At 62.2% G+C, this 24,436-nt stretch carries 22 protein-coding genes; 13 read left to right on the forward strand and 9 right to left on the reverse strand.

Annotated elements, in window-relative coordinates; all coding sequences use genetic code 11:
* Nucleotides 1-15: 15 nt before the first annotated feature.
* Nucleotides 16-1,278 carry an NAD(P)/FAD-dependent oxidoreductase gene (locus KR541_RS30890; protein ID WP_012337352.1) on the reverse strand — a complete coding sequence of 421 codons (1,263 nt, stop codon included), beginning with the start codon at nucleotides 1,276-1,278 and terminating at the stop codon, nucleotides 16-18.
* A 91-nt stretch (nucleotides 1,279-1,369) separates the two neighbouring features.
* Nucleotides 1,370-2,134 carry a TetR/AcrR family transcriptional regulator gene (locus tag KR541_RS30895; protein ID WP_012337353.1) on the reverse strand — a complete coding sequence of 255 codons (765 nt, stop codon included), beginning with the start codon at nucleotides 2,132-2,134 and terminating at the stop codon, nucleotides 1,370-1,372.
* A gap of 162 nt (nucleotides 2,135-2,296) precedes the next feature.
* Between KR541_RS30895 and KR541_RS30900 the strand changes: the two genes are divergently transcribed.
* From KR541_RS30900 to KR541_RS30925, 6 genes are all read left to right on the forward strand, one after another.
* Complete coding sequence (locus tag KR541_RS30900) at nucleotides 2,297-3,541, forward strand: cytochrome P450 (protein ID WP_012337354.1); 1,245 nt, start codon at nucleotides 2,297-2,299, stop codon at nucleotides 3,539-3,541.
* Between the two features lie 114 nt (nucleotides 3,542-3,655).
* Nucleotides 3,656-5,257 (forward strand): GMC family oxidoreductase, encoded by a 1,602-nt coding sequence (locus KR541_RS30905; RefSeq protein WP_050016550.1) that lies wholly within the window; start codon nucleotides 3,656-3,658, stop codon nucleotides 5,255-5,257.
* Entirely contained in the window at nucleotides 5,254-6,024 is a 771-nt protein-coding gene (locus tag KR541_RS30910; protein WP_050016552.1) for an enoyl-CoA hydratase/isomerase family protein, read from the forward strand. The genes KR541_RS30905 and KR541_RS30910 overlap by 4 nt, the downstream gene beginning before the upstream one ends.
* 38 nt (nucleotides 6,025-6,062) lie before the next feature.
* The gene (locus KR541_RS30915; protein WP_012337357.1) at nucleotides 6,063-7,229 is read left to right on the forward strand and encodes an EstA family serine hydrolase; all 1,167 of its coding nucleotides are present in this window, start codon (nucleotides 6,063-6,065) and stop codon (nucleotides 7,227-7,229) included.
* Nucleotides 7,230-7,237: 8 nt separating this feature from the next.
* The gene (locus KR541_RS30920; RefSeq protein ID WP_012337358.1) at nucleotides 7,238-8,095 is read left to right on the forward strand and encodes an HTD2 family dehydratase; all 858 of its coding nucleotides are present in this window, start codon (nucleotides 7,238-7,240) and stop codon (nucleotides 8,093-8,095) included.
* A gap of 64 nt (nucleotides 8,096-8,159) precedes the next feature.
* Entirely contained in the window at nucleotides 8,160-8,981 is an 822-nt protein-coding gene (locus tag KR541_RS30925; protein ID WP_050016554.1) for an HpcH/HpaI aldolase/citrate lyase family protein, read from the forward strand.
* A 74-nt stretch (nucleotides 8,982-9,055) separates the two neighbouring features.
* Here KR541_RS30925 and KR541_RS30930 read toward each other — a convergent pair whose 3' ends face one another.
* On the reverse strand, nucleotides 9,056-9,961 hold the full coding sequence (locus KR541_RS30930) for an SDR family NAD(P)-dependent oxidoreductase (protein WP_050016556.1): 906 nt from the start codon (nucleotides 9,959-9,961) through the stop codon (nucleotides 9,056-9,058).
* A 156-nt stretch (nucleotides 9,962-10,117) separates the two neighbouring features.
* Here KR541_RS30930 and KR541_RS30935 point away from each other — a divergent pair, with 156 nt between their 5' ends.
* The gene (locus KR541_RS30935; protein WP_041492367.1) at nucleotides 10,118-11,320 is read left to right on the forward strand and encodes a cytochrome P450; all 1,203 of its coding nucleotides are present in this window, start codon (nucleotides 10,118-10,120) and stop codon (nucleotides 11,318-11,320) included.
* Between the two features lie 33 nt (nucleotides 11,321-11,353).
* The gene (locus KR541_RS30940; protein WP_012337362.1) at nucleotides 11,354-11,524 is read left to right on the forward strand and encodes a rubredoxin; all 171 of its coding nucleotides are present in this window, start codon (nucleotides 11,354-11,356) and stop codon (nucleotides 11,522-11,524) included.
* 49 nt (nucleotides 11,525-11,573) lie between these two features.
* Here the strand turns inward: KR541_RS30940 and KR541_RS30945 are convergent, their stop codons facing one another.
* From KR541_RS30945 to KR541_RS30965, 5 genes are all read right to left on the reverse strand, one after another.
* A complete protein-coding gene (locus tag KR541_RS30945; RefSeq protein ID WP_012337363.1) occupies nucleotides 11,574-12,770 on the reverse strand; it encodes an acetyl-CoA C-acetyltransferase in 1,197 nt (398 codons plus the stop codon).
* 54 nt (nucleotides 12,771-12,824) lie between these two features.
* Nucleotides 12,825-14,096, reverse strand: coding sequence for an acetyl-CoA hydrolase/transferase family protein (locus KR541_RS30950; protein WP_012337364.1), 1,272 nt, complete (start codon nucleotides 14,094-14,096; stop codon nucleotides 12,825-12,827).
* A 13-nt stretch (nucleotides 14,097-14,109) separates the two neighbouring features.
* Entirely contained in the window at nucleotides 14,110-15,297 is a 1,188-nt protein-coding gene (locus KR541_RS30955; protein WP_012337365.1) for a CaiB/BaiF CoA transferase family protein, read from the reverse strand.
* Nucleotides 15,294-16,280 (reverse strand): NAD(P)H-dependent flavin oxidoreductase, encoded by a 987-nt coding sequence (locus tag KR541_RS30960; RefSeq protein WP_012337366.1) that lies wholly within the window; start codon nucleotides 16,278-16,280, stop codon nucleotides 15,294-15,296. Before KR541_RS30960 ends, KR541_RS30955 begins: the two co-directional genes overlap by 4 nt.
* Before the next feature lie 113 nt (nucleotides 16,281-16,393).
* A complete protein-coding gene (locus KR541_RS30965; RefSeq protein ID WP_012337367.1) occupies nucleotides 16,394-17,170 on the reverse strand; it encodes an enoyl-CoA hydratase in 777 nt (258 codons plus the stop codon).
* A gap of 217 nt (nucleotides 17,171-17,387) precedes the next feature.
* Between KR541_RS30965 and KR541_RS30970 the strand changes: the two genes are divergently transcribed.
* Nucleotides 17,388-18,182, forward strand: coding sequence for a crotonase/enoyl-CoA hydratase family protein (locus KR541_RS30970; RefSeq protein ID WP_050016559.1), 795 nt, complete (start codon nucleotides 17,388-17,390; stop codon nucleotides 18,180-18,182).
* A gap of 47 nt (nucleotides 18,183-18,229) precedes the next feature.
* Complete coding sequence (locus KR541_RS30975; RefSeq protein ID WP_012337369.1) at nucleotides 18,230-19,471, forward strand: CaiB/BaiF CoA transferase family protein; 1,242 nt, start codon at nucleotides 18,230-18,232, stop codon at nucleotides 19,469-19,471.
* A gap of 300 nt (nucleotides 19,472-19,771) precedes the next feature.
* On the opposite strand, the gene KR541_RS30980 is transcribed toward KR541_RS30975, so the two are convergent.
* Nucleotides 19,772-20,536, reverse strand: coding sequence for an SDR family NAD(P)-dependent oxidoreductase (locus tag KR541_RS30980; protein WP_012337370.1), 765 nt, complete (start codon nucleotides 20,534-20,536; stop codon nucleotides 19,772-19,774).
* Between the two features lie 246 nt (nucleotides 20,537-20,782).
* On the opposite strand from KR541_RS30980, the gene KR541_RS30985 reads away from it, so the two are divergent.
* From KR541_RS30985 to KR541_RS30995, 3 genes are all read left to right on the forward strand, one after another.
* Entirely contained in the window at nucleotides 20,783-21,577 is a 795-nt protein-coding gene (locus tag KR541_RS30985; protein ID WP_012337371.1) for an IclR family transcriptional regulator, read from the forward strand.
* Nucleotides 21,578-22,290: 713 nt separating this feature from the next.
* A complete protein-coding gene (locus KR541_RS30990; protein ID WP_050016560.1) occupies nucleotides 22,291-23,487 on the forward strand; it encodes an amidohydrolase family protein in 1,197 nt (398 codons plus the stop codon).
* A gap of 133 nt (nucleotides 23,488-23,620) precedes the next feature.
* On the forward strand, nucleotides 23,621-24,415 hold the full coding sequence (locus tag KR541_RS30995) for an enoyl-CoA hydratase/isomerase family protein (RefSeq protein ID WP_012337373.1): 795 nt from the start codon (nucleotides 23,621-23,623) through the stop codon (nucleotides 24,413-24,415).
* The last annotated feature ends 21 nt before the right edge of the window (nucleotides 24,416-24,436 follow it).

Raw genomic sequence — 24,436 nt, forward strand, 5'->3', positions numbered from 1 at the left:
TGGACCTCTGAAAAATTAGTTGGACTGGGGAAGCAGACTCTTCAACGGGATCGAATCGTCTGCGAGATCGGCAGCGCTGACCGGAATTTTCTCGGCAACGAATCGCTTGGCAAGCATGAATTCGGGCGCGCGGTTCACGGTATCGGCCGCCAGCATGACGCCGTCCTTAAGATAAAACGCCGAAAACGAACGCGTTTCCGGACTGCCGCGCAGTACGAACGCGTCGTAACCGTGCGACAGGCCGACCATCTTCAGTTTCAGATCGTATTGATCGGACCAGAACCATGGCACGCTGTCATAGATGCGCTCCTTGCCGCACAACGACGCTGCCGCGGTGCGGGCCTGTTCAAGCGCGTTCGGCACGGACTCGAGACGCAGGCGCCGGCCAAGTGTCGGGTTCGGGTGGTTGGTGCAGTCTCCGACCGCGAAAATATCCGGATCGGAGGTGCGAGTATGTTCGTCGACCAAGATGCCGTTATCGACCATGAGACCTGCTGCCTGCGCGAGCTCGGTGGCCGGCTCCAGCCCAACGCCGACGATGACAAGATCCGCTGCTACGCGCGTACCGTCCGCGCAGCACACGGCGGCGACGGCGTCGCCGGACGCGTCGAGTTCGAATCCGCTCACGATCGCATCCGTGCGGATGTCGACTCCCGCCTCGCGGTGCACGTTCTCGTAGAAGGTGGAAAGCTCGGGCGCGGTCACCCGTGCGAGCACCCGCGGCAGTGCCTCCAGCACGGTGACGTGCAGGCCGCGCTTCACGGCCACGGCAGCCACTTCGAGGCCGACATATCCGCCGCCAATGATCACGAGCCGCGCGCCAGCATGAAACTGGTTCCGAATGTGCACGACATGATCGAGTGTGCGAAGGTAGTGAAAGTTCGGCAACTTCTCGATGGCTTCGATGCCCGGCAACGCGAGACGCCGCGCGCGGCCACCGGTGGCCAGAACGAGTTTCGCGTAGCTGATTTCGCTGCCGTTGGAGAGGGCGACCCGTTTCGCATCACGGTCGATGCGCTCCACACGCGTATTCGGGATGAACTCGACGCGTGCCTTGTCGTAAGTCGAAAGTGGTTTCAGATAGAGCTGCTCGGCGGTCGACTCGCCCGACAGGAACGCCTTGGAGAGGGGGGGGCGCTGGTACGGCAAATGCGATTCTTCGCCCACCATCACGATGCGCCCCGTCCAGCCCTGCTCGCGGATCGCGGTCGCGCATTCTCCCGCAGCGTGACCCGCCCCGACAATCAGCGCGGTGTTTTCAGCGTCTACAGCTGTCATAAGGCGAACTCCGTCTCGCATGGCCGCATTCGCCGCGGCCTCAGTTATTGTGAATGATGTTCTAAAGTGTGAACGATGGTTGGCGCGACTGTCAATGCTCGTCAACCCCGCGCTGCCGGCCTCTGTCCAAGGCCCCGGGTTGGTCTGCCGCCGAGTTGGCCATCGCCTCGATGCCGCCAACCGCGAAGCGGATCAAGTAGGTGCGCATGCGTTCGACATGTTGTGCCGAGAGTGCGCGCGTTCCGGATCGGGCCTCCTTTGCATACAGCTCGTTGAGTACCAGGTGAAACACGGACTCGACGAAATGCTGCACGAGTTCGACGGTCTCCGGTGTGGCGCGAGGGAGCGCCTTCGCGAAGGCGCCGCGGTAACGTGCGGCCGCTGGCGCGTATTGGTCGTAGAACGGCGCCGTGAGATCCGGGCGCTCCAGCAGGCAACCGCTTTGGGTCAGCAGGCGCAGGTAATTTCGCCACCCGGGGTCGCCGCTTTTCAGATGCGCGAAGGCGGGCGCCGAAAGCGCGGTCACGATTGCTTCCACATCCGGCCGCTTGCCTTGCGTTGAAGCGAGCGCCGCCTCCAGCGATTCGATCACTTGCTGGCTGATCATGGCCGCGCGGCGGCCGATTGCCTGCTGGAACAGGGCGTCCTTGCTGCCGAAGTGGTAGCGCGCGAGGCTCAGCTCCATGCCGCAGGTCTGCATGATGTCGCGAATCGACGTACCGAAGTAACCATGCGTCGCAAACAGTCTTTCAGCCGTATCGAGAATGCGCTCGGGCGTTGTGTTGCGAGCCGAAGCGCGGGGCGCCTTGTGATCGGTCGCCGGGGCCGCGGCGGCCTGGTTATTCCTCGATGACATGGTTTCCCTTTCGTTGCGGGTGCAAGCCCGTCAGGGCCGGGGTTCCTTCCACAGAATGATAAAACGTTCTTGCACAATCGTGCAAAAGCGAACATAGTTCAAATATAGGTACTTTTGGCAATGCCGGTACCTGCAATCGAACGACTAATGGAGACAGGAACCATGGCTGGCGCGCTGCGACTCGAAGACTTCGATGATTCGACATTCAACCCCTTTTTCGAGGATTCGCTCGCTTACGGATCCGACATCAACCCGTATCCGCGCATTGCCGAGCTGCGTGAAAAAGGCACGGTCCAGGAAGGGGACTATCGCGTGTTGATGGGCGGTGCGGCGGACCTGACGATGTCCGACGTCGCGCATTACTGCGTATTCGGGTACGACGAGGTATCGCACGTGTTGGGCGATCCCGCCACGTTCTCGAACAAGTCGTACGAGCGTAATCTCGGCATCAGCTTCGGACGCAGCATCTCGACGATGGACGCGCCCGAGCACCCGCGCTACCGCCGCATTTTTCAGAAAGCGTTTCTGCCGCACACCGTGGCGGCGTGGGGCGATACGCTCGTCGATCCCGTGGTGAGCGAACTGATGTCCAAGTTCGTGGATCGGGGGCACGCGGATCTCGTCAATGAGTTCACGCTTCACTATCCGTTCAATATCATTTACCGCCAGTTGGCCTTGCCGCCGGAAGACGTGAAGATTTTCCACAAGCTGGCGATCGCCCAGACGCTGGTGTCGATCGACGTCGCGCATGGCATGGAAGCGTCGACCAAGCTCGGCGCTTATTTCGCTAAACTGATCGATGATCGTCGGCGCACCCCCGGAGATGATCTCGTCAGCATGCTGGCGACCGCCGAAGTCGAAGGGGAGCGGCTGCCCGACGAAGTCGTGATTTCCTTCCTGCGCCAACTCGTCAATGCCGGTGGCGACACGACCTATCGCGCGACCAGCGTGCTGCTGCTCGCATTGCTGCGCAACCCCGAGCAGCTAGAAGCGGTGCGTAACGATCGCACGCTGGTCGCGCAGGCGATCGAAGAGGCGTTGCGCTGGGACGGCCCCGTGTTGATGCAGTCCCGCATGGCAACGCGCGACGTCACGCTCGGTGGCGTCGAGATTCCCGCGGGCGCATTTCTCGACGTGGTGGCAGGCAGCGCCAATCGCGATCCCAGCCGCTTCCCCGATCCGGACAAGTTCGATATCTATCGCAAACCGGCACACCGGCATTTTGCGTTCGCGTATGGACCTCACGTGTGCATTGGTCAGCACCTCGCACGCGTGGAAATGACGCGCGCGCTCAACGCGATTCTCGATCGCTTGCCCAATCTTCGCCTCGACCCGGGCGCGCCGGCTCCAGAGATCAACGGCATCATGATGCGTGTTCCGCATTCGATTCCCGTCGTCTTCGGCTAACCAGACCCAAGCCGGCCTCGAACGCAGCACACGAGGCCGACCGACAAGACAAGTGCCGCCGGGCAGCTCCCGCGTCGAGTTGCACCGCGCGCACGGACGGTGGAGAACGCATTGATGACGGAGTTCGACTTTATCGTGGTTGGCGCCGGCGCAGCAGGCTGCGTGCTCGCCAATCGTCTTTCGCAAAGCGGACGACACACGGTGCTGCTGATCGAAGCAGGGCCGGAGGACCGTAGTCCGTTGATCCGAATGCCCAAGGGATTCGGAAAGCTGCTGGGCGATCCTGCCCATGCCTGGTTCATTCCCGTTCAGCCCGACGACGGGAACGGGCACCGAAATGAAATCTGGCTCCGTGGCAAGATGCTCGGCGGCTCGAGCAGCATCAACGGCATGGTTTACATGCGCGGACATCCCGAGGACTACGACGGATGGACCAAGCTCGGCGTCGAGGGATGGGGCTGGCAGAATCTGGCGCCGTGTTTCCGGCAGCTCGAAGATCACGCGCTCGGTGCGGATGAATTGCGAGGGGCGGGCGGGCCGTTGAAAGTGTCGCCATACGCGCAGCGCAATCGTATCGGCGACGCCGTCCTTGAAGCGTGCCGGTCGCTCGGCATTCGGCGGGTAGAGGATATCAATCGTCTCGATCACGAGGGGATGGCATATCTGATCTACACGATACGCAACGGGCAGCGGCAGAGTTCGGCGGAGGCCTTTCTGAAACCGGCTCGCTCGCGCAGGAACCTCACCGTCGTTACCGCCACCCAGGCCGTACGAATCGTGTTCGACGGGTCGCGCGCGGTTGGCGTGCAGTGTGAAAGCGCGGGACAGCAGATCGTTTACCGCGCGGGTCGCGAAGTCGTCCTGTCGACGGGCGCGATCGAATCGCCGCGGCTTTTGCAGTTGTCGGGCATCGGGGATCCCGATCATCTGCGCTCGCTTGGCATTCCGGTCGTGGCCGCGAATCCGGGTGTCGGGCTCAATATGCGCGAGCACTATCTGTATATGGTGCAGGCGCGTCTGCGGCATTGGCGCGATTCGCAGAACCGGCAGTTCAGCGGCCTGCGCCTGTGGCGCAACGCGATGCAGTATTTCCTGTTCCGCAGCGGGGTGATGTCGCTCGGCTCGTACCAGGTAGGGGGCTTCGTCAAGACGGCGCCCGACGCGAAGCGCCCGGACGTGCAACTGATGATGGCGCCGTTCTCGATGGATTTCGGCGCCGCAAGCTACGCTTTCGAGACGTTCCCGGGCATGCAGCTCTTCAGCTATCCGCTGCGTCCTCGCAGCGAGGGGCACGTAAAGATTCAGTCGCCGGACCCTCGCTTGCCGCCCGAAGTCGTTGCGAACTACCTGGCCGATGCGTACGACCAGCGGATGTCCGTCAACGCATTCCGGCTCATGCGCAACGTGCTGGCCGCCGACCCGCTGGCGAGCCTGCTGGAAGGAGAGACGCGTCCCGGTCTCGCCGTTCAGACCGACGGGGAGATTATCGACCTCTTCCGGCGCGAAGGGCAGTCCGGCTACCACGCTTGCGGCACCTGCAAGATGGGCTCCGATCCGCTTGCGGTGCTTGATTCGCGGCTGCGCGTGCGGGGCGTGGAAGGCCTGCGTGTGATGGATCTCTCCGTGACGCCCACGATGATTTCCGGCAATACCAACGGCCCCATGATGGCGATGGCGTGGCGCGCCGCCGGCCTGATCCTGGAGGATGCGCGATGAGCCGCCTCGAGGACTACGGCAGGCGCTTTGCGAACATCGATTTCGAGCGACGCGATGGCGTTCTGCAAGTGCGCCTGCACACGGATGAAGGCCCGCTCAAGTGGGGGGCGCTCGACGGCAGCATTCACAGTCAGCTGGGCGAAGCGTTTTATCAGATCGCACGCGACCTGGAAAATCGCGCAGTGATCCTGACGGGCACCGGCGATACATTCTGCGATTCCATGAACGCCGCCGAGCTGCCGTCGGAACCGCTTGCGAAAATCTGGTCGCGCCTGCAGCGCGAGGGACAAGACCTGCTCATGCGGTTGCTGGACGTACCGGTTCCGGTCATCGGCGCGATCAACGGCCCGGCCCTCATTCACGCCGAGCTGCTGGTGCTGTCCGACATCGTGCTTGCGTCCAGCCACGCTGAAATTTCCGATCAGGCGCACTTCGTTCACGGTGTCGCGCCGGCGGATGGCGTACAGATCGTATGGCCGATGTTGATCGGCCATAACCGCGCACGCCATTTTCTGCTCACGGGCGAACGCATGACGGCGCAACGCGCGTGGGAACTCGGCGTGGTCGGCGAAATCGTCGCGCACGAAGCGCTGCTCGATCGCGCCTGGGAAATCGCTCGCGGCCTCGCGGCCAAGCCGATCGACACCTTGCGTCATACCCGCGCGGTCTTTGTTCAGCCTTTCAAGCGTCGCATGGTCGACGAACTGGGCTATGGGCTCGCGCTCGAGGGGCTGGCCGGTATTGCCGCACAGTCCGGCAACACCTAGTTCCCCGAAGCGACACACTCATGAATGGGAGACACGACATGACCCTCGCAGTGCAAGCATTATCCGAGCGCAATACGCTTGTTCAACAAGCGCTCGACCGCGCCACGCGTGAAGGCGGCGAGATCGGCGTGCAGGTGGCGGCCTATCTGAATGGCAAGCTCGTCATCGACGCATGGAGCGGCGTGGCCGATCCGTCCACGGGACGCCTCGTTGACGGCGACACGCTCTTCAACGTCTATTCGGTGACGAAGGCCGTTGCCGCCACCGCGCTGCACATTCTAGTGGATCGCGGGCTCATCGAATACGATGCGCCGGTGACGCGCTATTGGCCCGAGTACGGCGCACACGGGAAGGACAAAACGACGGTACGTGACGTTCTGACTCACCGCGCGTGCATTCCGCAGATGCCGGAAGGCGTGACGCCGGAACTGATGTGCGACTGGCAATGGATGACGCGCGCCATCGCGAACCTGGAGCCCCTCGCCGAGCCTGGCACGAAGACGCTCTACCTGTCGATGACGTTCGGCTGGATCGTTGGCGAGCTGGTGAGTCGCGCGGATCCGGAGAAACGCTCGCTGGGCCGCTTCGTCCAGGAGGAAATCGCGAAGCCGCTCGGTATCGCTGACTTGTGGATCGGCATTCCCGATGAAGTCGAATCACGCATCGCACGACTGACCGATGCAATGGTGCCCGTACCTGCGGAATACCTGCCGCCCCTGTTCCTGCGCTCGATGCCGAAACAGGTCGCATTGACCCCGCAGGTGTTCGAGCGTCCTGACGTGCAGCGTGCGGAAGTGGCCGGCGTCGGCGGGATCTTCAATGCGCGCAGTGAAGCGCGCTTCTGGGCAATGCTTGCGTGCGGCGGCGAGCTGGACGGTGTGAGGATACTCTCCAGGGAGCTCGTGGCCACGCTCAATACGCCGCGTGCGAACAGCGACGAGCCCGACCCCGTGATGTTCGGCTTCCCGATACCGATCACGATCGGCGGCTTCTGGTTCGGCGGCAACCATCCACCGGTGACAACGGTTCGTTCGCCGCGCGCGTTGTGCCATCCAGGACAGGGAAATTCGATCGGCTGGGCAGACCCGGATACGGGGCTCGCGGTGGCGATTTGCCATAACAAGCTGTTCAACCCGACCACACCGGAAGAAGACCCGCTGCTGCCGATTGCGATTGCAATTCGCGAAGCGCTGGACCTGGAGTGAGCGCCATCATGGTCATCGATATCGCGCATTTGCAGCAATGGACCGGACGCACGGAGCAAGTGCACGACCAGGTCACCGTTGTGCCGATGAATGCGCTCGGCGCCTTGCTCGATCGCGATGACCCACCCGCTGCGCCCGGCGACGACCTGCCGCCGTTGTGGCACTGGCTTTATTTCCTGCCCGTGCCTCGTCAGTCGATGATCGGGCTGGACGGCCATCCGAAGCGTGGAGGCTTTCTCCCGCCGGTCGACTTACCCCGCCGCATGTGGGCGGGTAGCCAACTCGAGTTTCTACGGCCGCTGAAGGCAGGCAGCGCGATCACGCGGCTTTCGCGCATCGAGCGCGTCGAGCATAAGCAGGGACGCACCGGCGATCTCGTGTTCGTCAACGTCAAGCACGAGGTCAGCGATGCGGCCGGCGTCGCGGTCGTCGAACGCCAGGATATCGTGTATCGCGATCATCCCGCCTCAGGCGAAAAGCCGGCGGCGTCACAGGCAGCGCCTGCAAATGCCCAATGGGCGCGCGAGGTCATCCCTGATCCGGTGCTGCTGTTCCGATATTCCGCGCTTACTCTGAACGGTCATCGCATTCACTACGATCGGCCGTACGCGATCGGAGAAGAGGGGTATGACGGGCTCGTCGTGCACGGGCCGCTGCTCGCCACGCTCCTGATGGATTCACTGAGCGCCGAAATTCCGAGTGCACGGGTCGGATCATTCTCGTTCCGCGCGATCAAGCCCGTGCTGGACACATCACCCTTTTATGTCTGCGGGAAGCGGGACGAATCGGAGCCGGGCAAGGTGAGCCTGTGGATTGCAGGCAGCGACGGATCGTTGCGCATGCAAGCAGCGGCCATGCTCGTGTGATGGGTCGAATCCGGTCCGCCAAGGCGTCTGATCGCGGGTGGACCGGCCTTTGAACTGGAGATTTATGCGTTCGTTTCTTTTTGTGCCGGGAAACAGGCCCGAGCGATTCGCCAAGGCGGTCGCGGCGGGGGCCGATGCGGTGATCGTGGACCTCGAAGACGCCGTGGCGGACGCGGAGAAAGCAACCGCGCGCGCTCATGTCGCCGATGCGGCGCGAACGTTCCTGGCGTCACCGGTTCGTGTGCTGTTGCGCATCAATGGCGCCGGAACACCGTGGTTCGATGATGACCTCTCCCTTGCGGCGTCGGAAGGTATCGATGGCGTCGTGTTGCCCAAGGCGGAGAATACGGCTGCGTTGGCAGCCGTTGCGGCCGCGACGGCGAAACCCGCATGGCCGATCATCGAATCCGCGACCGGCGTCTGGAACGCGCGGGAGGTGGCGCGTATGCCCGGTGTCGAGCGCCTCATTTTCGGCTCCGTGGATTTCGAGCTCGATCTGGACTGCGACGGGTCATGGGACGCGTTGCTGCACGCGCGTTCGTGCATCGTACTGGCCTCGCGCGTGGCGGGAATTCAATCCCCGGTGGATGGCGTGACGGTTGCGATCGACGACGAACAGCAGCTTGCAATGGACTCTTCGAAGGCACGGTCGCTGGGTTTTGGCGGCAAGCTGTGCATTCATCCGCGCCAGGTTGCCGCGGTCAACGCGGCATTCAGCCCGAGCGCCGATGAAATTGCCAAGGCTCGACGCATTGTAGACGCATACGAACGTGCAGCAGGCGGGGCAGTGTCCGTGGACGGGCGGATGGTGGACTTGCCGGTCCTGCTCAAGGCAAGACGTATTGTCGGTTTGACCGAAGGCACGCACGGCTCGGCCGAGGGATAAGCGGTGCGACGAGCGGCCGCCGCACCGCCTGCGCCACCGCTGAACACGGCGACGCGGGCAGGGTCCGACTGAACTTACACCGGGTCCCACGGGGTGAGCGCCATGGAAGGCACGTTCGGAAAGAAGCTCGATTCGAACGCCGGCATGACCTGCTCCGCGATCGCGTCGGGTGTCCAGCCGCCGTCGCGATGCAGCGAGCGGATCATGCGGATCTGGTTGAAGAAGTAGATCTCGTTGGCGCGCACGCCGAAAATCTGGCCCGACACCTTGGCGGCCTGATCGGACGCGAGATAGACCGCGAGCGGCGCAATCTTGCGCGATTCCATGCGCTTGAGGATCTCGACACGCGCTTTCTGTTCGGGCGTTTCCGACGGGATCGACGCCGTCATCGCGGTCCAGGCCCACGGCGCGATGCAGTTGGAGCGTACATTGAATTTCGCCATGTCGAGCGCGATCGACTTCGACAAGCCGACGACACCCATCTTGGCGGCCGAGTAGTTGGCCTGCCCGAGATTGCCGATCAGCCCCGACGTGGAAGTCATATGCACGAAGCTGCCGCCGCTCTGCGCCTTGAAATGCGGCGCTGCCGCACGTGCGACAAAGAACGACCCATTCAGATGGACGTCGACCACTGCCTTCCACTCGTCGAGGCTCATATTGAAGAACATGCGGTCCCGCACGATGCCGGCGTTGTTCACCACGCAGTCGATGCGGCCGAAGGTGTCCAGCGCGGCCTGGACGATCTTCTGCGCCGAATCCCACTCGGCGACGCTGTCCGTCGAGGCAACGGCTTGCCCACCGGCCTCCTTGATTTCCCCGACGACGCGCTTCGCGGCGAATTCGCCGGTTTCGGCATTGCGCCCGAGGTCGTTGACGACGACCTTGGCGCCGTTCGCCGCGAATTGCAGCGCGAAATCGCGACCGATGCCGGCACCCGCACCCGTTACCACTACCACCTTGTCCTTGACGAAATCGCTCACTTTTGTCTCCGTTCGATACAGGCGTTGATGTATGAGAAGCTCACCTCGGTATAATAGCAAAACTGAACGATGTTGCATAATATGAACGTCAGCTCGGTGACGCCGAGCGTGACGATTCATTCCCTCGAAGTCGTCGATATGGAAGGAGACACAAAGATGAATCGTGCGAAAGACTGGACCGTGCCGGACCATGTCCCGCGAGAACTCGTGGTCGATTTTGACTATATGGCCCCCCCCGGCGCACAGGACGATGTTCATCTGGCATGGAAGTCGCTGCACGCCGGGCCCGACATCGTCTGGTCGCCGTACTATGGTGGCCACTGGATCGCCACGCGCGGCGAGGACATCGAGGCGATGCAAAAGGACCATACCCGCTTCTCGCATCGCAACGTCAACATCCCTCCGAACAACGAAATGCAAATCGTGCCGCTCGAGCTCGATCCGCCCGAGCATACCGCGTACCGCAACCTGATCACCCCGGCCTTCCTGCCGCAAGCTATCGCGTCACTGGAGAATGACGTGCGTAGCCTGGCCGTCGAACTGCTCGACAAGATTGCTCCACGAGGCGAATGCGAGTTTGTCGCGGAGTTCGCGAAGATTCTTCCGATCGTTATTTTTCTGCGTCTGGCCGAACTTCCGGTGAGCGACCGCGAGCAGTTGCTGGAGTGGGCGGAATGGGCCGTGCGCGGCGATTTCGAGCGACGCAACGACTCTCAGCGCGCGCTCGTCGGCTATATCTCCACGTGGGTGGAAAAGCGAAAGGCGGATGCGGGTGGCGATCTCGTCAGTCTCATCGCCAACGCGCAGATCGAAGGCAAGCTGATCAGCCAGGAACGCATGTTCGGCATGTTCATCGTCGTGCTGTTCGGTGGACTGGATACCGTTGCTTCGATGATGGGCTTCATCGCGCGGTTCCTCGCCGAAAATCCGGCACACCGGCGGCAACTTATCGAAAATCCCGAACTGATGGTTTCGTCGGTCGACGAATTGATCCGTCGCTTTGGCGTGGCGAACACGGCGCGGCTCATCACGCAGGACATGGAATACAAGGGCATCCGGTTCAGGAAGGGCGACCAGATCCAGTTGCCGAACGCCTTGCACGGCCTCGATGACCGCAAGTTCAGCAACCCGCTTGCCGTCGATCTCACGCGCAAGCCGGTGATCCATGCGGCTTTTGGAAACGGGCCGCATCGTTGCCCGGGTTCGTTTCTCGCGCGCACGGAGATCAAGGTGTTCCTGCAGGAATGGCTCAAACGCATTCCGGATTTTCACATTCGCGAGGGCGACAAGCCACGCTGCGGCTCGGGCTCGGTCAATGGCATGCTCTATCTGCCGCTCGCCTGGGACGTCGCGCCTTGAACCAACCCCATCTCAACGATTCATGGAGCAATCATGAAAAAGTGGCAATGTATGTTTTGCGGTTTTTATTACGACGAGGCAGCGGGGCTTCCTGCGGAGGGCATTGCGCCCGGCACTCGCTGGGAAGACATACCGGATGACTGGGCGTGTCCCGAGTGCGGCGCGACGAAGGCCGACTTCGTGATGGTCGAGGTGGAGGTCTGAGGATGCCGGCACGCGCACGGCGTCATGCCGTGCGCCGCGGCACATGGAATCAGGCGCGCTCGAATACGGCGGCAATACCTTGGCCGCCGCCGATGCACATGGTCTCGAGTGCATAACGCCCCTTTCGACGCGTCAGTTCGTGCAGGAGCGTCGTCATGATGCGCACGCCCGTGGCGCCGATGGGGTGGCCGAGCGAGATGCCGGAGCCGTTCACGTTCAGCCGGTCGGTGTCGTGCCAGTTCCAGCCTTTGAGAACGGCCAGCACCTGGCATGCGAACGCTTCGTTTACTTCGACGAGATCCATCTGGTCGAGCGACAGGCCGGTGCGTGCCATGAGCTTCTGGACCGCAGGCACGGGTCCGATGCCCATGCGCGATGGCTCGCAGCCGGCGGCAGCCCAGCCGGTGAACCACGCCATGGGTTCGAGCCCTAGCGCTTCGAGGCGATCTTCCGAGACGACGAGGCACGCAGCCGCGGCGTCGTTCTGCTGGCTGGAGTTGCCCGCGGTGACGGTGCCGCCCGGCATCAACGCGCGAAGCTTGCCGAGGCTTTCCATGCTGGCGTCGGCGCGGAATCCTTCATCTCTGGAGAAGAGGAGGGGCTCGCCTTTCTTCTGCGGAACGGTGACGGACACGACCTCGTCGGCCATACGGCCCGACTCCCATGCTGCCGCCGCGCGCCGATGGCTGTGCAGTGCGAATTCGTCTGCGGCTTCGCGGCTGATGCCGTAGTCGGTGGCGAGATTTTCCGCCGTTTCGATCATGCCCGAGATGTAGCCGAAACGCGATTCGGGCTGCGAGCGCTCGCGGCCGCGTGCCAGGCGGTCGTGAAACTGCACGGAGCCCGAACGGGCACCCCAGCGCATGTCCGTACTGTAGTACTCGATATTGCTCATGCTTTCCACGCCGCCCGCCAGAACCACGTCGGCGGCGCCCGTCTGGACCATCATTGCGGCGGTGGCCAGTGCCTGCAGGCCGCCGCCACAGCGCCGGTCGAGTTGCATGCCCGGCACTTCCACGGGAAGGCCTGCCTGCAACGCGATCCAGCGGCCCACGCAGGGCGTTTCGCTGTTCGCATACGATTGTGCGAAAACGACGTCGTCGATGCGGGCGGGATCGAGTCCCGCTCGCCGGATGGTTTCGTTCGCAACGAGTGCTCCGAGTGCTTCGACGGATACGCCGCGCAGGCTTCCGCCAAAGGCGCCGACGGGCGTTCGTACAGGGGAGACAATGGCTGCGCGTTTCATGGAAATTTCCTTGCGTGGTTTCGAGGTGCTGATTCAGGTGGCGAGCATCGCAGTTCAGGCGCGACTGGATGACGGCACGCCCGCCATCTGATCGAGCGCGCCGCGATGGTCCGGATGCGCGATCGCCAGCATGCGCTCGCGCCGTTGGCGCAACGTCAGTCCGCGCAGGTCGGCTACGCCATATTCCGTCACGACGATGCCGGCGTCGCTGCGTGGTGTGCTGACCGGGCCATTCAACGACGCGACGATTCGGCTGCCGCCCTTGCCGGCTATCGAGGGCAGTGCGATGACGGGAACGCCGCCACGGGAGCGCCGCGCGCCGCGAAGGAAATCCAGTGCGCCGCCCACCGCGCCGACGTAGATGCCTCCTGCAATTTCGGCATTGATCTGACCGCTCAGATCGACTTCGACCGCCGAGTTGATGGCGACGAAGCGATCGATGCCTGCGAGTACGTCCGGGTCGTGCGTGTAGCGGGTCGAACGAAACTCGATGGCATCGTTGCGGTGCGCGAACGCGTGAATGCGACGACCGCCCATGATCACGCCCGCAACGGTCTTGCCCGTGTCGATGGTCTTGTGCGCGTTGGTGATCACGCCGCATTGCATGAGATCGGCGACTTTGTCCCCGATCGTGCCGGAATGAATGCCGAGGTTTCGACGATCGGTGAGGCGACCAAGGATGGCTTCAGGGAGCGCGCCGAGGCCGAGCTGAATCGTCGCGCCGTCTTCGATCAGCGCTGCCGTGTGCTGTGCAATGGCCAGTTCCGCCGCGCTCGCCGCGCCATGAGAGGTTTCGGGTAACGCGCGCGATGTCGGCAGGATGAAGTCGATCTCGTCGTCACGAAGGTATCGCTCGCCATATGTCCACGGCGCCTGCTCGTTCACCTCCGCCACGACGATCCGGGCGTGCTCGAGTGCCGGAATCAAATACTCGTGCGCGATGGACAGGCTGTAGCGGCCCTGTGAATCGGGCGGCGCCAATTGCAGCAACAGGACGTCGATCGGAAACCGGCCCGATTCCATCATCTGCGGAAACTGCGAGTAGTGGCACGGAAGAATATCGAGCGCGCCAGCCTTGGCCAACGCGCGGTTCGCGCCGGTGCCGCAGTACGAAACGAACTCGATGCGGTCGGCGTGCTCGGGACGGCACGTATCGAAACTGCTCGCGCCTAGAAACACTCGAAATGCACCGATGCCGTGCCGTTGCTCGAGGAGTTTTTGTGTGAGCGGAAGGGGCTCTGCGTTCGCCTGGCCCCAGGTGACGGTATCACCGGGTCGAACGATGGATGCGAAGTCGACCGAGTTCGACTCGAGCAGGACGGGCATGGTGTGGTTCGCGTCAGTGGATAGGTTGCGCAACGGCCGGGGTCGCGCCGCACGGCCCACGCACGGCACCGGACGAGACGAGTTCCGCGATCCGGTCGTCGCTGTAGCCGAGATCGCGCAGCACGCGTTCGGTGTGTTCGCCGACGTGTGGAACGGCGAGCGATGGCGAGGCAGGCTCCATGCGGAAATGAATCGGGTTCGCAAGGTGATTGCATCCCGATGGATCGCGTTGAATCATTGCGCGCTCGCGCGTATGCGGGTGGTTGATCGCTTCCGCGAGCGAGAGTACCGGTGCGACGCTGATGTTGCGTCCTTCGAACCAGTTCAGCCAGTCATCGCGCGTGCGGGTCCGGAAGGTTTGCTCGAGGAATTCCCGCACGCGCGCCTGGCCTTCACCGGCCGGGCCGATCGCATCGCTGATCAGATCCGGGCGGCCCAGTGGTGTGAGCAGGTTGGTCGCGAAGGTGTACTCCCGTCCGCCGAGGCAGAGCCACTTCGAATCGGCGGTCTCATAGGCATTGAGCAGCGCGATGCCGCTGTTGCCTTCAATTGCGTCTGCCGATCGATCGTACGGCGCGTTGAGCAGGCGTCCGCTCAGGTGTGGCTGCGCCGTCAGCGCCGCGTCGAACAGCGAGATGTCGACGTAGTCGCCGCGTCCCGTTTCTCGCGCGCGAAGGAGGGCCATCAACACAGCGGACAATGCCGTCAACGAACCGGCCAGCGCGGCGAGCGATGTGCCTGTCGTGATTGGCGCCCCACGGCTGTCGCGGGGCAGCGTTCCCGCGAACGATTGAATCACCGGATCGTGCGCGGGCAGTCGAGAGAGGGGGCCGTGCTGCCCAAATGCAGTCAGCGCGCAATAGACGAGTCGCGGGTTCGTGCGACTCACCGTTTCGTAGTCGATGCCGAGGCGCGCGGCGACGCCTGGTCGCGACGATTCGATGACCACATCTGCCTGATTCATCAGCTTGAGCGCTACGTCGCGTCCGTCCGGGTGCTTCAAGTCCACCGCGATGCTGTGTTTGCCGCGGTTTAGCGCGGCGAAGAACGCGTCGCCCGACCCCGGCACGCCGCGCGTGGGATCGCCGGTGACCGGTTCGATCTTGATCACTTGCGCGCCGTGATCCGCAAGATGGGCGGCGAGCAACGGACCCGGCATGAACTGCGACAGATCCAGCACGCGGAGGCCGGCGAGTTTCATGAGAGAGCGGCGCCGAAGCCGAGCTGGCGTTGCGAGATCGCGCTCGCTTCCTTCACGATGCGGTCGATCAATTCCGCACAGGTCGGCATGTCGTGGATGAGTCCTGTCACGATCCCGGCAGGGAACGCGCCACCCTCGACTTCTCCCGTGGCGAACGCGTCCATCCAGCGATTGGCGCCGGTCAATGCGTAAAGGTCCGAGTGCGCGACGTGCCCGCTGCGCTCCAGTTCCAGCGCGCTCAGGCTCACGCTGTTCTTGATCACGCGGCTCGAATCGCCGATCGAGCGACCGACCAGCACCGTATCGCGCTCGGTTGCGTCCAGCATACGTTGCTTGATCGCCGGGTGTACCCGGGACTCTTGCGTGAGCATGAAGCGTGTACCCATGTTGATGCCATCCGCCCCGAGCGCCAGCGCCGCCATCAAGCCGCGCCCGTCGGCAAAGCCGCCGGAGGCGAGAATCGGCACCTTGAGCTTGTCGGCCGCGGCGGGAATGAGGATCAGTCCCGGGATATCGTCTTCGCCGGGATGCCCCGCGCACTCGAAACCGTCGATACTGACGGCGTCCGCGCCGAGCGATTCGGCCTTCACGGCGTGCCGGACCGCGACGCACTTGTGAATGACCTTGATGCCGTGCGCCTTGAATTCGGCAATGTATTTCGCTGGATTGCTGCCGGCTGTTTCCACCACCTGAACACCCTGCGACACGATCGTGCGCACGTACCCGTCGTAATCGAGACCGGCGTTGGCGCCGAGAACGGTCAGGTTGACGCCGAAGGGTTTGTCCGTGAGCGAGCGCACCTTGTCGATCTCGCGCGCGAGCGCATCGGCGCTTGCATGGGTGTGCGCGGAAATGAATCCGAGTCCGCCCGCGTTGCCCACTGCCGCCGCCAGTTCGGCCCGCGCCACCCAGCGCATGCCGCCTTGAACGATGGGGTATCGAATCCCGAGCAATTCGATAATGCGATTGACGTAGGGTTTCATCGCGTGTCTGTCCTGTAGTCGGAGTAGGGAATGTGGGTACCAGGCGGTGCGCTATACGTGCGCGGTCTGGTGTGCTCGGCGCGCCATGGCGAAAGTGGCCTTTTGCCGGCGCGTCAACAATCGCGAAACTGCGGCTTGCGTTTTTCGGCGAAGGCCGCCATGCCTTCCTTGCGGTCTTCCGTGGCAAAGGTCGAATACGCCATGCGCCGCTCGAACAGGATGCCTTCGGCGAGGCTCGATTCGTATGCGCGATTGACGCATTCCTTTGCCATCGCGACGACCGGTTGCGAGTAGCGGGCGATTTCGTCGGCTGTTTTCAGCGCTTCGTCGACGAGTGTATCGACGGGAACGATGCGGCTTACGAGCCCGCATCGTTCGGCTTCGGCGGCGTCCATCTTGCGGCCGGTGAGGATCATTTCCATCGCCTTCGATTTGCCGAGCGCCCGCGTGAGGCGTTGTGTGCCGCCGGCGCCGGGAATGGTCGCGAGCGTGATCTCCGGCAGGGCGAAGCGGGCGTTGTCGGCGGCGAGGATGAAGTCGCACATCATGGCCAGTTCACAACCACCGCCGAGCGCAAGACCCGCGACAGCGGCAACGACCGGCTTGCGGCAACGCGACGTGCGCTCCCAGTTCGATGTGATGAACTGATTCTGGTAGACGTCCATGTACGTCCATTCGCTCATCATCTTGATGTCGGCCCCGGCGGCGAACGCCTTGTCGCTGCCGGTCAGCACGATCGCGCCGATGGCGGGATCGGCCTCAAAGCCGTCCAGTGCGGCCGTGAGCTCGTCCGTCAGTTGGTTGTTCAGCGCGTTATAGGCTTGCGGACGGTTCAGTTTGATCAAGCCGGTCTTGCCGTGAATTTCGACGATGATCGTCTCGTAGGCCATGGTCTTTCCTCGCAGAAATCAGGGTGAACACTTGAACCAGCATTGGGATCCGATCGCCTGACGCCGGGGCTGCGGCGCGCCGCCTTCGCGGCGTGGGGTTGTGCTCCGCGTTGCCAATTTTGTGAACGACGTTTATTATTCTGAATGTGTGGCATGGCTTTGTCAATTGAGCCGATGGTCAGATCGGCTAACGGAAAACCCCGCAAGGAGATAGTGCATGACGACTCGTCACGAGGATGGACAGATTCGCGTCGAACAGCGCGGCAACCTGCTGTTGATAGGGATCGACCGGCCTGAAAAGCGCAACGGCTTCACGCCGAAGATGTTCGCGGAACTGGCCAGGGCTTACACGCGACTCGAGACGAGTAGCGATCTGTTCTGCGGGCTCGTCTACGCCGAGGGCGATCACTTTACGGCGGGGCTCGACATGCCAAAAATCGCACCGCTGCGCCGCGAGGGCAAACCCTTGCTTCCGGAGGGCGAGGTCGATCCATTCAACTTGCGCGCGCCGTTACGGACCAAACCCGTCGTCATCGCGCTCAAGGGAATCTGCTTCACGGTCGCGGTCGAACTGATGCTTGCATCGGAAGTGGCCGTGGCTGCCGATAATTGCCGTTTCTCCCAGCTTGAAGTGAAGCGGGGAATCATGGCAGGTTGTGGTGCGACATTCCGCATGGTCCAGCGTGCCGGCTGGGGCAACGCGATGAAGGTGCTGCTCACCGGCGACGAGTTCACCGCAGAGGAAGCACGGAATATGAATTTCGTGCAGGACGTTGTGCCGGCAGGCAAGGAATTCGCACGCGCGCTCGCCATCGCGGAGCGAATCGCGGCGCAGGCGCCGCTCGCCGTGCAAGCCACGATGCAGAATGCGAGAGTCTCTCTGGGGCAAGGGTGGCAGGATGCCTACGCGACGATTCAGTCGACCCAGCAATTTCTCTACAACACGGAAGACGCACGGGAAGGCGTTCAGTCCTTCATCGAAAAACGTGCGGCGAAGTTCGTCGGACGCTGATGCGGGTTTTGCGGTGCGGCCGGCAAGAATCAAGGGGACAGTTTGATATGACAAAAGGCGCGTTGGCAGGGGTTCGCGTACTCGACCTGAGCCGCATTCTCGCGGGGCCTTGGGGCGCACAGATGCTGGCTGATCTCGGTGCGGAGGTCATCAAGGTCGAGCGTCCGGGCAAGGGGGACGATTCGCGGCAGTTCGGCCCTCCGTTTCTCATGGATCGGGAGGGCAAGGTCACGCGCGAGTCGACGTTCTTCATCAGCGCCAACCGCGGCAAGAAATCGATCACGTGCGATATATCGACGCCGGACGGCCAGGCGCTGATACGCTCGCTGGTCGCGCACTGCGACGTGCTGCTCGAGAACTACAAGGTCGGCGACCTCGGGCGTTATGGGCTCGATTACGAGAGCCTCAAGCGCGTCAATCCGCGCCTGATCTATTGCTCGATAACGGGCTTCGGACAAACCGGCCCGTACAGCCCGCGCCCCGGATACGACTCGATTTTCCAGGCGATGGGCGGCCTGATGAGCGTTACCGGCAACAGCGACGACGTGCCGGGCGGCGGGCCGATGAAAACCGGCCCGAGCCTTGCCGATATCCTCTGTGGTCAATATGCGGCTTCCGCGATCATTGCGGCGCTCTACCATCGCGACGCGGCTCAAGGCGGCAGTGGCGAGGGGCAGTACATCGACCTCGCATTGCTCGACGCGATGATCGCCGCGACATCGCATTACGCGAGCCAGTACCTCGTTTCGGGCCAGATTCCGATCCGGCGCGGTACGGAGGGGAACGGCGGCATGCCGTCCCGCATGTTCCGCTGTGCCGATCGCGACATCATGATCGTCGCCGGAAACAACGAGCAATACGCGCGGATGTGCAACGTGCTCGGTCATCCCGAACTCGCCGGCGACCCGCGATTCAGCGAGATCGCGCTGCGCGTGAAGCATCGTCGTGCGCTTGGCGAGGTGTTCGAGCCGCTGATCGCCGAATGGCGGAGCGATGAACTGCTGGCGGCCCTCGATGCGGCGGGCGTGCCCGCTGGGCCGATCAACAACCTGGAGCAGGTGTTCGCCGATCCGCATGTCCAGGCGCGCGAGATGTGCGTCGAAGTCGCACATCCGCTGACCGATGAGGCGGTCCGCATGGTCGCCAATCCGGTCAAGATGTCGGGCACGCCGATCGCTGCTTACGACGCGCCGCCGATGCTCGGACAGCATACGGACGTGGTGCTTCGCGATCTGCTGGGCATGTCGCCGTCCGACATCGAGACCTTGCGCACGAAGAAAGTTCTGTAGTGGTGGCGAAGCGCAACCGTTCGGGTTGCGCTTGCACGCGGATTGGCCTGCGATCCCCGCTGGAGTTGCAAAAAAAAACCTTGGCTCGGTGTCCCGAAGCCAAGGCCACAACTCCACACGCTCTCGCGAAGTGTGCAGGAGGAGAAATACCGGATCACGCTCGTTCTTCCTGATGCGCGTGGTGCGAGCCCGCTCTCCGCGGCAGCCCAATAATGCAACCATTGGTTCAATTAAATTGTTTGTGGCTGCGCGAATGTCAACTTTCCGTTTCCGAAGTTGCACTGTGTTCAAGAACACGTACTAAAGCATTGACTGTCCGCCGTCCACACTGATAGTCTGCCCTGTGATGAAACTCGCATCGTCACTACACAGAAATGCAACTGTTCGACCAATATCGCGCTCGGGATCCCCGAAGCGGCCAAGAGCGATCTCAGAGAGATAGCGCGTGCGTTCCTGGGGATTGGCTTCGAGGTACGCTTCAGCGGCTGGCGTGAGCGCTGCCGGGCAAATGACGTTGACGGTAATGCCATATGCGCCCCATTCGCGCGCGGCAACACGTGAAAGCCCTCGAATGCCTTCCTTGGTTGCGGCGTAGGCGCCGAATCCCTTGAGCCCTTCGATGCCAGTGCGCGAGCCAAAATTGACGATGGTGCCGCGGCCCTGGGCCTTCATCCGCGGCAATACGGCCTGCATGAAATACAGCGTTCCGTACAAGCCAGACTCGAGCGTGTCGTTCCAGTCGTCGTCGTTCACCGACTCGAGCGGAACACCCGGGTTGCTGCTTTGTGCGTTGTTGACAAGCGCGTCCACGCGACCGAATCGCTCGATCGCACGTTCGACCGTGCGCGTGGCGTTGGCACGATCGCGCGTATCGCCAGGCACGACGAGCACTTGCGAACCGAGGGCACTCAATTCCTCGGCGGCCTGCGCAAGTTTGTTTTGCGTGCGACCCGTCAACACCAGGCACGCACCCTCGGCGGCAAGCGAGCGGGCAATGCCGAGTCCGACGCCTTGCCCGCCTCCTGTCACGATGGCGACCTTGTCTGCTAGTTTTTTCGTATACATGAGGGATCCGGAAGTGGAGTCGACGCTGCTGTTCGACGCGCGTGCGTGCCGAGTGCGTGCTTGGAAACCGTCGCTCGATCGCTTCAATTTTACGAACGATGTTCAACTATATATCGTCATGAGCCAGAGGGTACCCTAGCGTATTCCCGAATTTGTGTGGCGCAAGTGCGTGCCGACTCGTGATCGTTGTAAAACTATGTGAACAATTTTCCGTATAATCCATATAGTCAATTGATGGGGAAAATCATGCTGAAAGAGACCTCGGCGCCGGCGGACCGGGATGTCAGCGGCCCGCGCTCGCTGACCCGACTCCTCGGAATGTTCGATGTACTGGCGAAGTCTCCGGACGGGATGTCGCTGGCAGAACTGAATGTCGCCCTGGAGTCACCGAAGAGCAGCCTGCTCAATCTGCTTAGACCTTTGGTCGCAGAAGGATTCTTGTTGCACGACGCGGGCCGCTATCGGCTCGGGCCGTCGATCTTCCGGTTGTCAGCGGGTGTGATGGCCGCATGGAATTTCTCGAAGATGCTGCGCCCGTTCCTGATCGATCTCTCGAAGAGCACCAATGAAACCGTGTACATCGGCGTCCTCGACGCCGAGCACAAGGAAATTACCTATGTCGACGTGATCGAGAGCGAGCAATCCGTGCGCTACTCGATGCACGTCGGCTTGCGCCGCCCGCTTTATTGCACCGCTGCCGGTCGCGTTCTCTTGGCTCACGCACCGGACGCGTTCGTTGCCGACTACATGAAGACGGTCAAATTCGAGCGTCGAACACCGCAGACGATCGTGACGAAAAAGGCGCTGCGTGACGAACTCGACCGCATTCTTGCAAGCGGTTTGTCGGTCAGCCGCGGCGAACTGCTGCCGGACTCGGCGGGTGTGTCGTCGCCGGTCTTCGGGCCGAACGGCAACGTGATCGCGGCGATGGCGATTGGCGCGCCACTCGAGCGTTTCGATCGCGAACGTCCGCACCTCGAGCAGAACATCATGAAGGTGGCGCAACGCGCGTCGGCATTGGGCCAAGCCGAAGTGGAGTGACTGGCCGGCCCGTCACATATCGAAGCGTGTGCTGCAGTATGTGGCGGGTATCGCGCGGTTGAAAGGCGCGTCAATGCTGCGCCGAGTGAATCGGTCGCTACGGCGATCAAAAGGGGTGTGCTGCTTCGGCATGGAAGCGTACAGCAGCCGTGTGAGCGAACCCCAGGCGATGTAGATAGACGAATATCGAACATTCCCCTGTCGGCGGGGCACGGCGCACCGCCGTGTCCCGCGTGGAGCGAATATCGCGTGGGCGCCTACCGCGAAGAAGCATGAGAAGACGATGTAGAGCGCCCTGTTGCATTACCTGTTCTGCCGCACGTGCGCCGTTTTGACGATCTGCTTGTACGGCGGAGTGCTCGCGAAGGCAGGGCCGAATGAGCACAAGAGTGGCGTTGGCGAGGTTGCCATTGCGACAGAAGGCTCACGATCGTGAGCCCTCGGGGCGGCCGCGTTACAGCCTGCGCCCGCCCGTGCGATTGACGTATCAAGTTCATGCACGCCTTCGTGCATACTCATATGCGAACAATGTTCGTATCTATATTTTCAAAAAATATCATCCCGGCGTCGGGAGCGGCGGCAGCGACGACCGATATCAAATCGATATCGACGTTTCCCGGTTCGATATCGCAGTTTTTGGGCTGATGGGTTGAGCCGATACTTCTCTCGAGGGCGCACGTCCAGCAGCGCTCCCCACAATCAGGAGAGAGTTCATGCAAACGTATCAAGGGAAGATCTACGACGCCGACACGCACTTCTACGAAGTCGAGGATGCATACAGCCGCCACTTGCCCGAGAAGTTCAAGAAGGACTGGTCGTTCACGAGCCGTGTCACGGCGGATGGCAACCGCTGCATGTATGTCGGCGATCGCAAGGTGGAGATCAGCGAGGGCTACGTCTCGGCCGAGGGGCACGTACCGCCGCCGGGCAAGCTGCATGAATGGCTGCGCGCGATGAAGGACGGCAAGGATAACGTGGACATGCGTGTTCCGCCGACGCCGGACATGTTCAACCGCGACGCACGCGTGAAGAAGATGGACGAATTCGGCGTGGAAGCGTGCACGATGTACGTCGGCGAAATGGTCGCATGCATTTCCTACCTGAATGAGCCCGTCGCGGCCAATGCGGTGTTGCATGCGTATAACCAGTGGATGCTCGACGATTGGGGCTTCAACTACAAGGATCGAATCTACACGACGCCGGTCGTGACGCTCGACGATTTCGACGCAGCCATCGTGGAGGCCAAATGGCTGGTTGCGAACGGTGTGCGGGTGATCCTGATGCCGATGGGACCATTCAATGGCCGCTCGCCGGCGGACCCGTACTTCGACCCGTTCTGGTCGATCCTCAACGAGGCGGGCGTGCGTGTCACGTTCCACGTTTCGGAAGCGATCTACATGAAGGATCACATGGCGGTGTGGGGCGAGCCGGTGCAGCAGTCGCGCCAGCGTCAGACAGCGTTCATCTGGATGCACGGTTACAGTGAGCGACCGGTGGTCGAAACGCTGTCGTCGTTCATTTTCTACAACTTCTTCGAGCGTTTCCCGCGCGTCAAGCTGTGCAGCGCGGAAAACGGTGCCGAATGGGTGCCTTCGATGCTCGTGAAAATGGACAAGTGCCGGGGCATGGCGAAGAATGGCTATTGGCCGTGCGGTCAACTGAAGATGCGTCCGAGCCAGATCTTCAAGGAAAACGTGTTTGTGGTCGCGTATCCCGAAGACGACATTGGCAATATCATCGCCCAGACCGGCTCGTCGGATTTCCTTCTGATGGGCTCAGACTATCCGCACGCGGAAGGCGTGCCGGAGCCGAAGGATTTCGCGTCGGAAGCGTGCGCCGGGCTCAGCGAAGAAGACACGCGCAAGATCATGTACGACAACGGCCGCAAGTTCATTCCGCTGCACGTGTAATCGAAGTCGTGCGGGATGCCGGGGGGCAGATGTTGTGCCGCCGGCACTGACGCAGCGGGCAAACATTGCGGGCGGCGGAGGCGGGAGACGTATTGCCGCTCCGCTGAACCTCTCCATTGTGAACAGGGTGGTCATGAATATTTCGGACTATAAGGCGCTATTGCTCGAACGCGACGGCGGCATTCTCACCGTCACGTTCAACCGTCCCGAAACGTTGAATGCGTTTGACGAGCAGATGGACATCGAGATGTCGCGGCTCTTTCTCGATGTCGCCGAGGACGACGAGACCCGCGTCGTGGTGCTGACGGGGGCCGGGCGCGCGTTCAGCGCGGGCGGCGATATCGAGCACATGCAGCAGGTCATCGACAATCCTGCGTTGTTTCTCGAGGGCATGCAGCGCGCGAAGAAGATCGTCTTTTCGATGCTCGATTGTCCGAAGCCGGTCATCGCGAAGATCAATGGTCATGCTATTGGTCTCGGCGCGACGATCGCGTTGTTCTCGGATCTGAGCTATGCAGCTCATCACGCAAAGATCGGCGATCCGCACGTGAAAGTCGGTTTTGTGGCGGGCGATGGTGGCGCGGTGATCTGGCCGCAGCTCGTGGGCTATGCGAAGGCCAAGGAGTATCTCCTGACGGGTGACCTCCTCATCGCGGAAGAGGCGGCGCGACTCGGGCTCATCAATCATGCCGTGCCTGCCGAAGATCTCGATGCCGTTGTCGACGCCATGGCGAAGCGGCTGGCGAATGGAGCCGCGCGTGCGATTCAATGGACGAAGGCGTCGATCAACATCGGGCTCAAGCAACTCGCGCATTCCATTCTCGATGCGTCGATAGCCTACGAAGCGCTGTCGAATCTGACGGAAGACCATCAGGAAGCTGTGAATGCGTTTCGCGAGAAGCGCGAGCCGGTTTTCAAGGGTCGTTGATCTTATTGCGCCGGATACGGC

It is taken from the genome of Burkholderia sola, from assembly GCF_905400185.1.
GTDB lineage: Bacteria > Pseudomonadota > Gammaproteobacteria > Burkholderiales > Burkholderiaceae > Burkholderia > Burkholderia sola.

Bases quoted from the DNA above. Each gene is read 5' to 3' on its own strand.
- KR541_RS30890 (WP_012337352.1), bottom strand. From the start codon at position 1,278: ATGACAGCTGTAGACGCTGAAAACACCGCGCTGATTGTCGGGGCGGGT.
- KR541_RS30895 (WP_012337353.1), bottom strand. From the start codon at position 2,134: ATGTCATCGAGGAATAACCAGGCCGCCGCGGCCCCGGCGACCGATCAC.
- KR541_RS30900 (WP_012337354.1), top strand. From the start codon at position 2,297: ATGGCTGGCGCGCTGCGACTCGAAGACTTCGATGATTCGACATTCAAC.
- KR541_RS30905 (WP_050016550.1), top strand. From the start codon at position 3,656: ATGACGGAGTTCGACTTTATCGTGGTTGGCGCCGGCGCAGCAGGCTGC.
- KR541_RS30910 (WP_050016552.1), top strand. From the start codon at position 5,254: ATGAGCCGCCTCGAGGACTACGGCAGGCGCTTTGCGAACATCGATTTC.
- KR541_RS30915 (WP_012337357.1), top strand. From the start codon at position 6,063: ATGACCCTCGCAGTGCAAGCATTATCCGAGCGCAATACGCTTGTTCAA.
- KR541_RS30920 (WP_012337358.1), top strand. From the start codon at position 7,238: ATGGTCATCGATATCGCGCATTTGCAGCAATGGACCGGACGCACGGAG.
- KR541_RS30925 (WP_050016554.1), top strand. From the start codon at position 8,160: ATGCGTTCGTTTCTTTTTGTGCCGGGAAACAGGCCCGAGCGATTCGCC.
- KR541_RS30935 (WP_041492367.1), top strand. From the start codon at position 10,118: ATGAATCGTGCGAAAGACTGGACCGTGCCGGACCATGTCCCGCGAGAA.
- KR541_RS30940 (WP_012337362.1), top strand. From the start codon at position 11,354: ATGAAAAAGTGGCAATGTATGTTTTGCGGTTTTTATTACGACGAGGCA.
- KR541_RS30945 (WP_012337363.1), bottom strand. From the start codon at position 12,770: ATGAAACGCGCAGCCATTGTCTCCCCTGTACGAACGCCCGTCGGCGCC.
- KR541_RS30950 (WP_012337364.1), bottom strand. From the start codon at position 14,096: ATGCCCGTCCTGCTCGAGTCGAACTCGGTCGACTTCGCATCCATCGTT.
- KR541_RS30955 (WP_012337365.1), bottom strand. From the start codon at position 15,297: ATGAAACTCGCCGGCCTCCGCGTGCTGGATCTGTCGCAGTTCATGCCG.
- KR541_RS30960 (WP_012337366.1), bottom strand. From the start codon at position 16,280: ATGAAACCCTACGTCAATCGCATTATCGAATTGCTCGGGATTCGATAC.
- KR541_RS30965 (WP_012337367.1), bottom strand. From the start codon at position 17,170: ATGGCCTACGAGACGATCATCGTCGAAATTCACGGCAAGACCGGCTTG.
- KR541_RS30970 (WP_050016559.1), top strand. From the start codon at position 17,388: ATGACGACTCGTCACGAGGATGGACAGATTCGCGTCGAACAGCGCGGC.
- KR541_RS30975 (WP_012337369.1), top strand. From the start codon at position 18,230: ATGACAAAAGGCGCGTTGGCAGGGGTTCGCGTACTCGACCTGAGCCGC.
- KR541_RS30980 (WP_012337370.1), bottom strand. From the start codon at position 20,536: ATGTATACGAAAAAACTAGCAGACAAGGTCGCCATCGTGACAGGAGGC.
- KR541_RS30985 (WP_012337371.1), top strand. From the start codon at position 20,783: ATGCTGAAAGAGACCTCGGCGCCGGCGGACCGGGATGTCAGCGGCCCG.
- KR541_RS30990 (WP_050016560.1), top strand. From the start codon at position 22,291: ATGCAAACGTATCAAGGGAAGATCTACGACGCCGACACGCACTTCTAC.
- KR541_RS30995 (WP_012337373.1), top strand. From the start codon at position 23,621: ATGAATATTTCGGACTATAAGGCGCTATTGCTCGAACGCGACGGCGGC.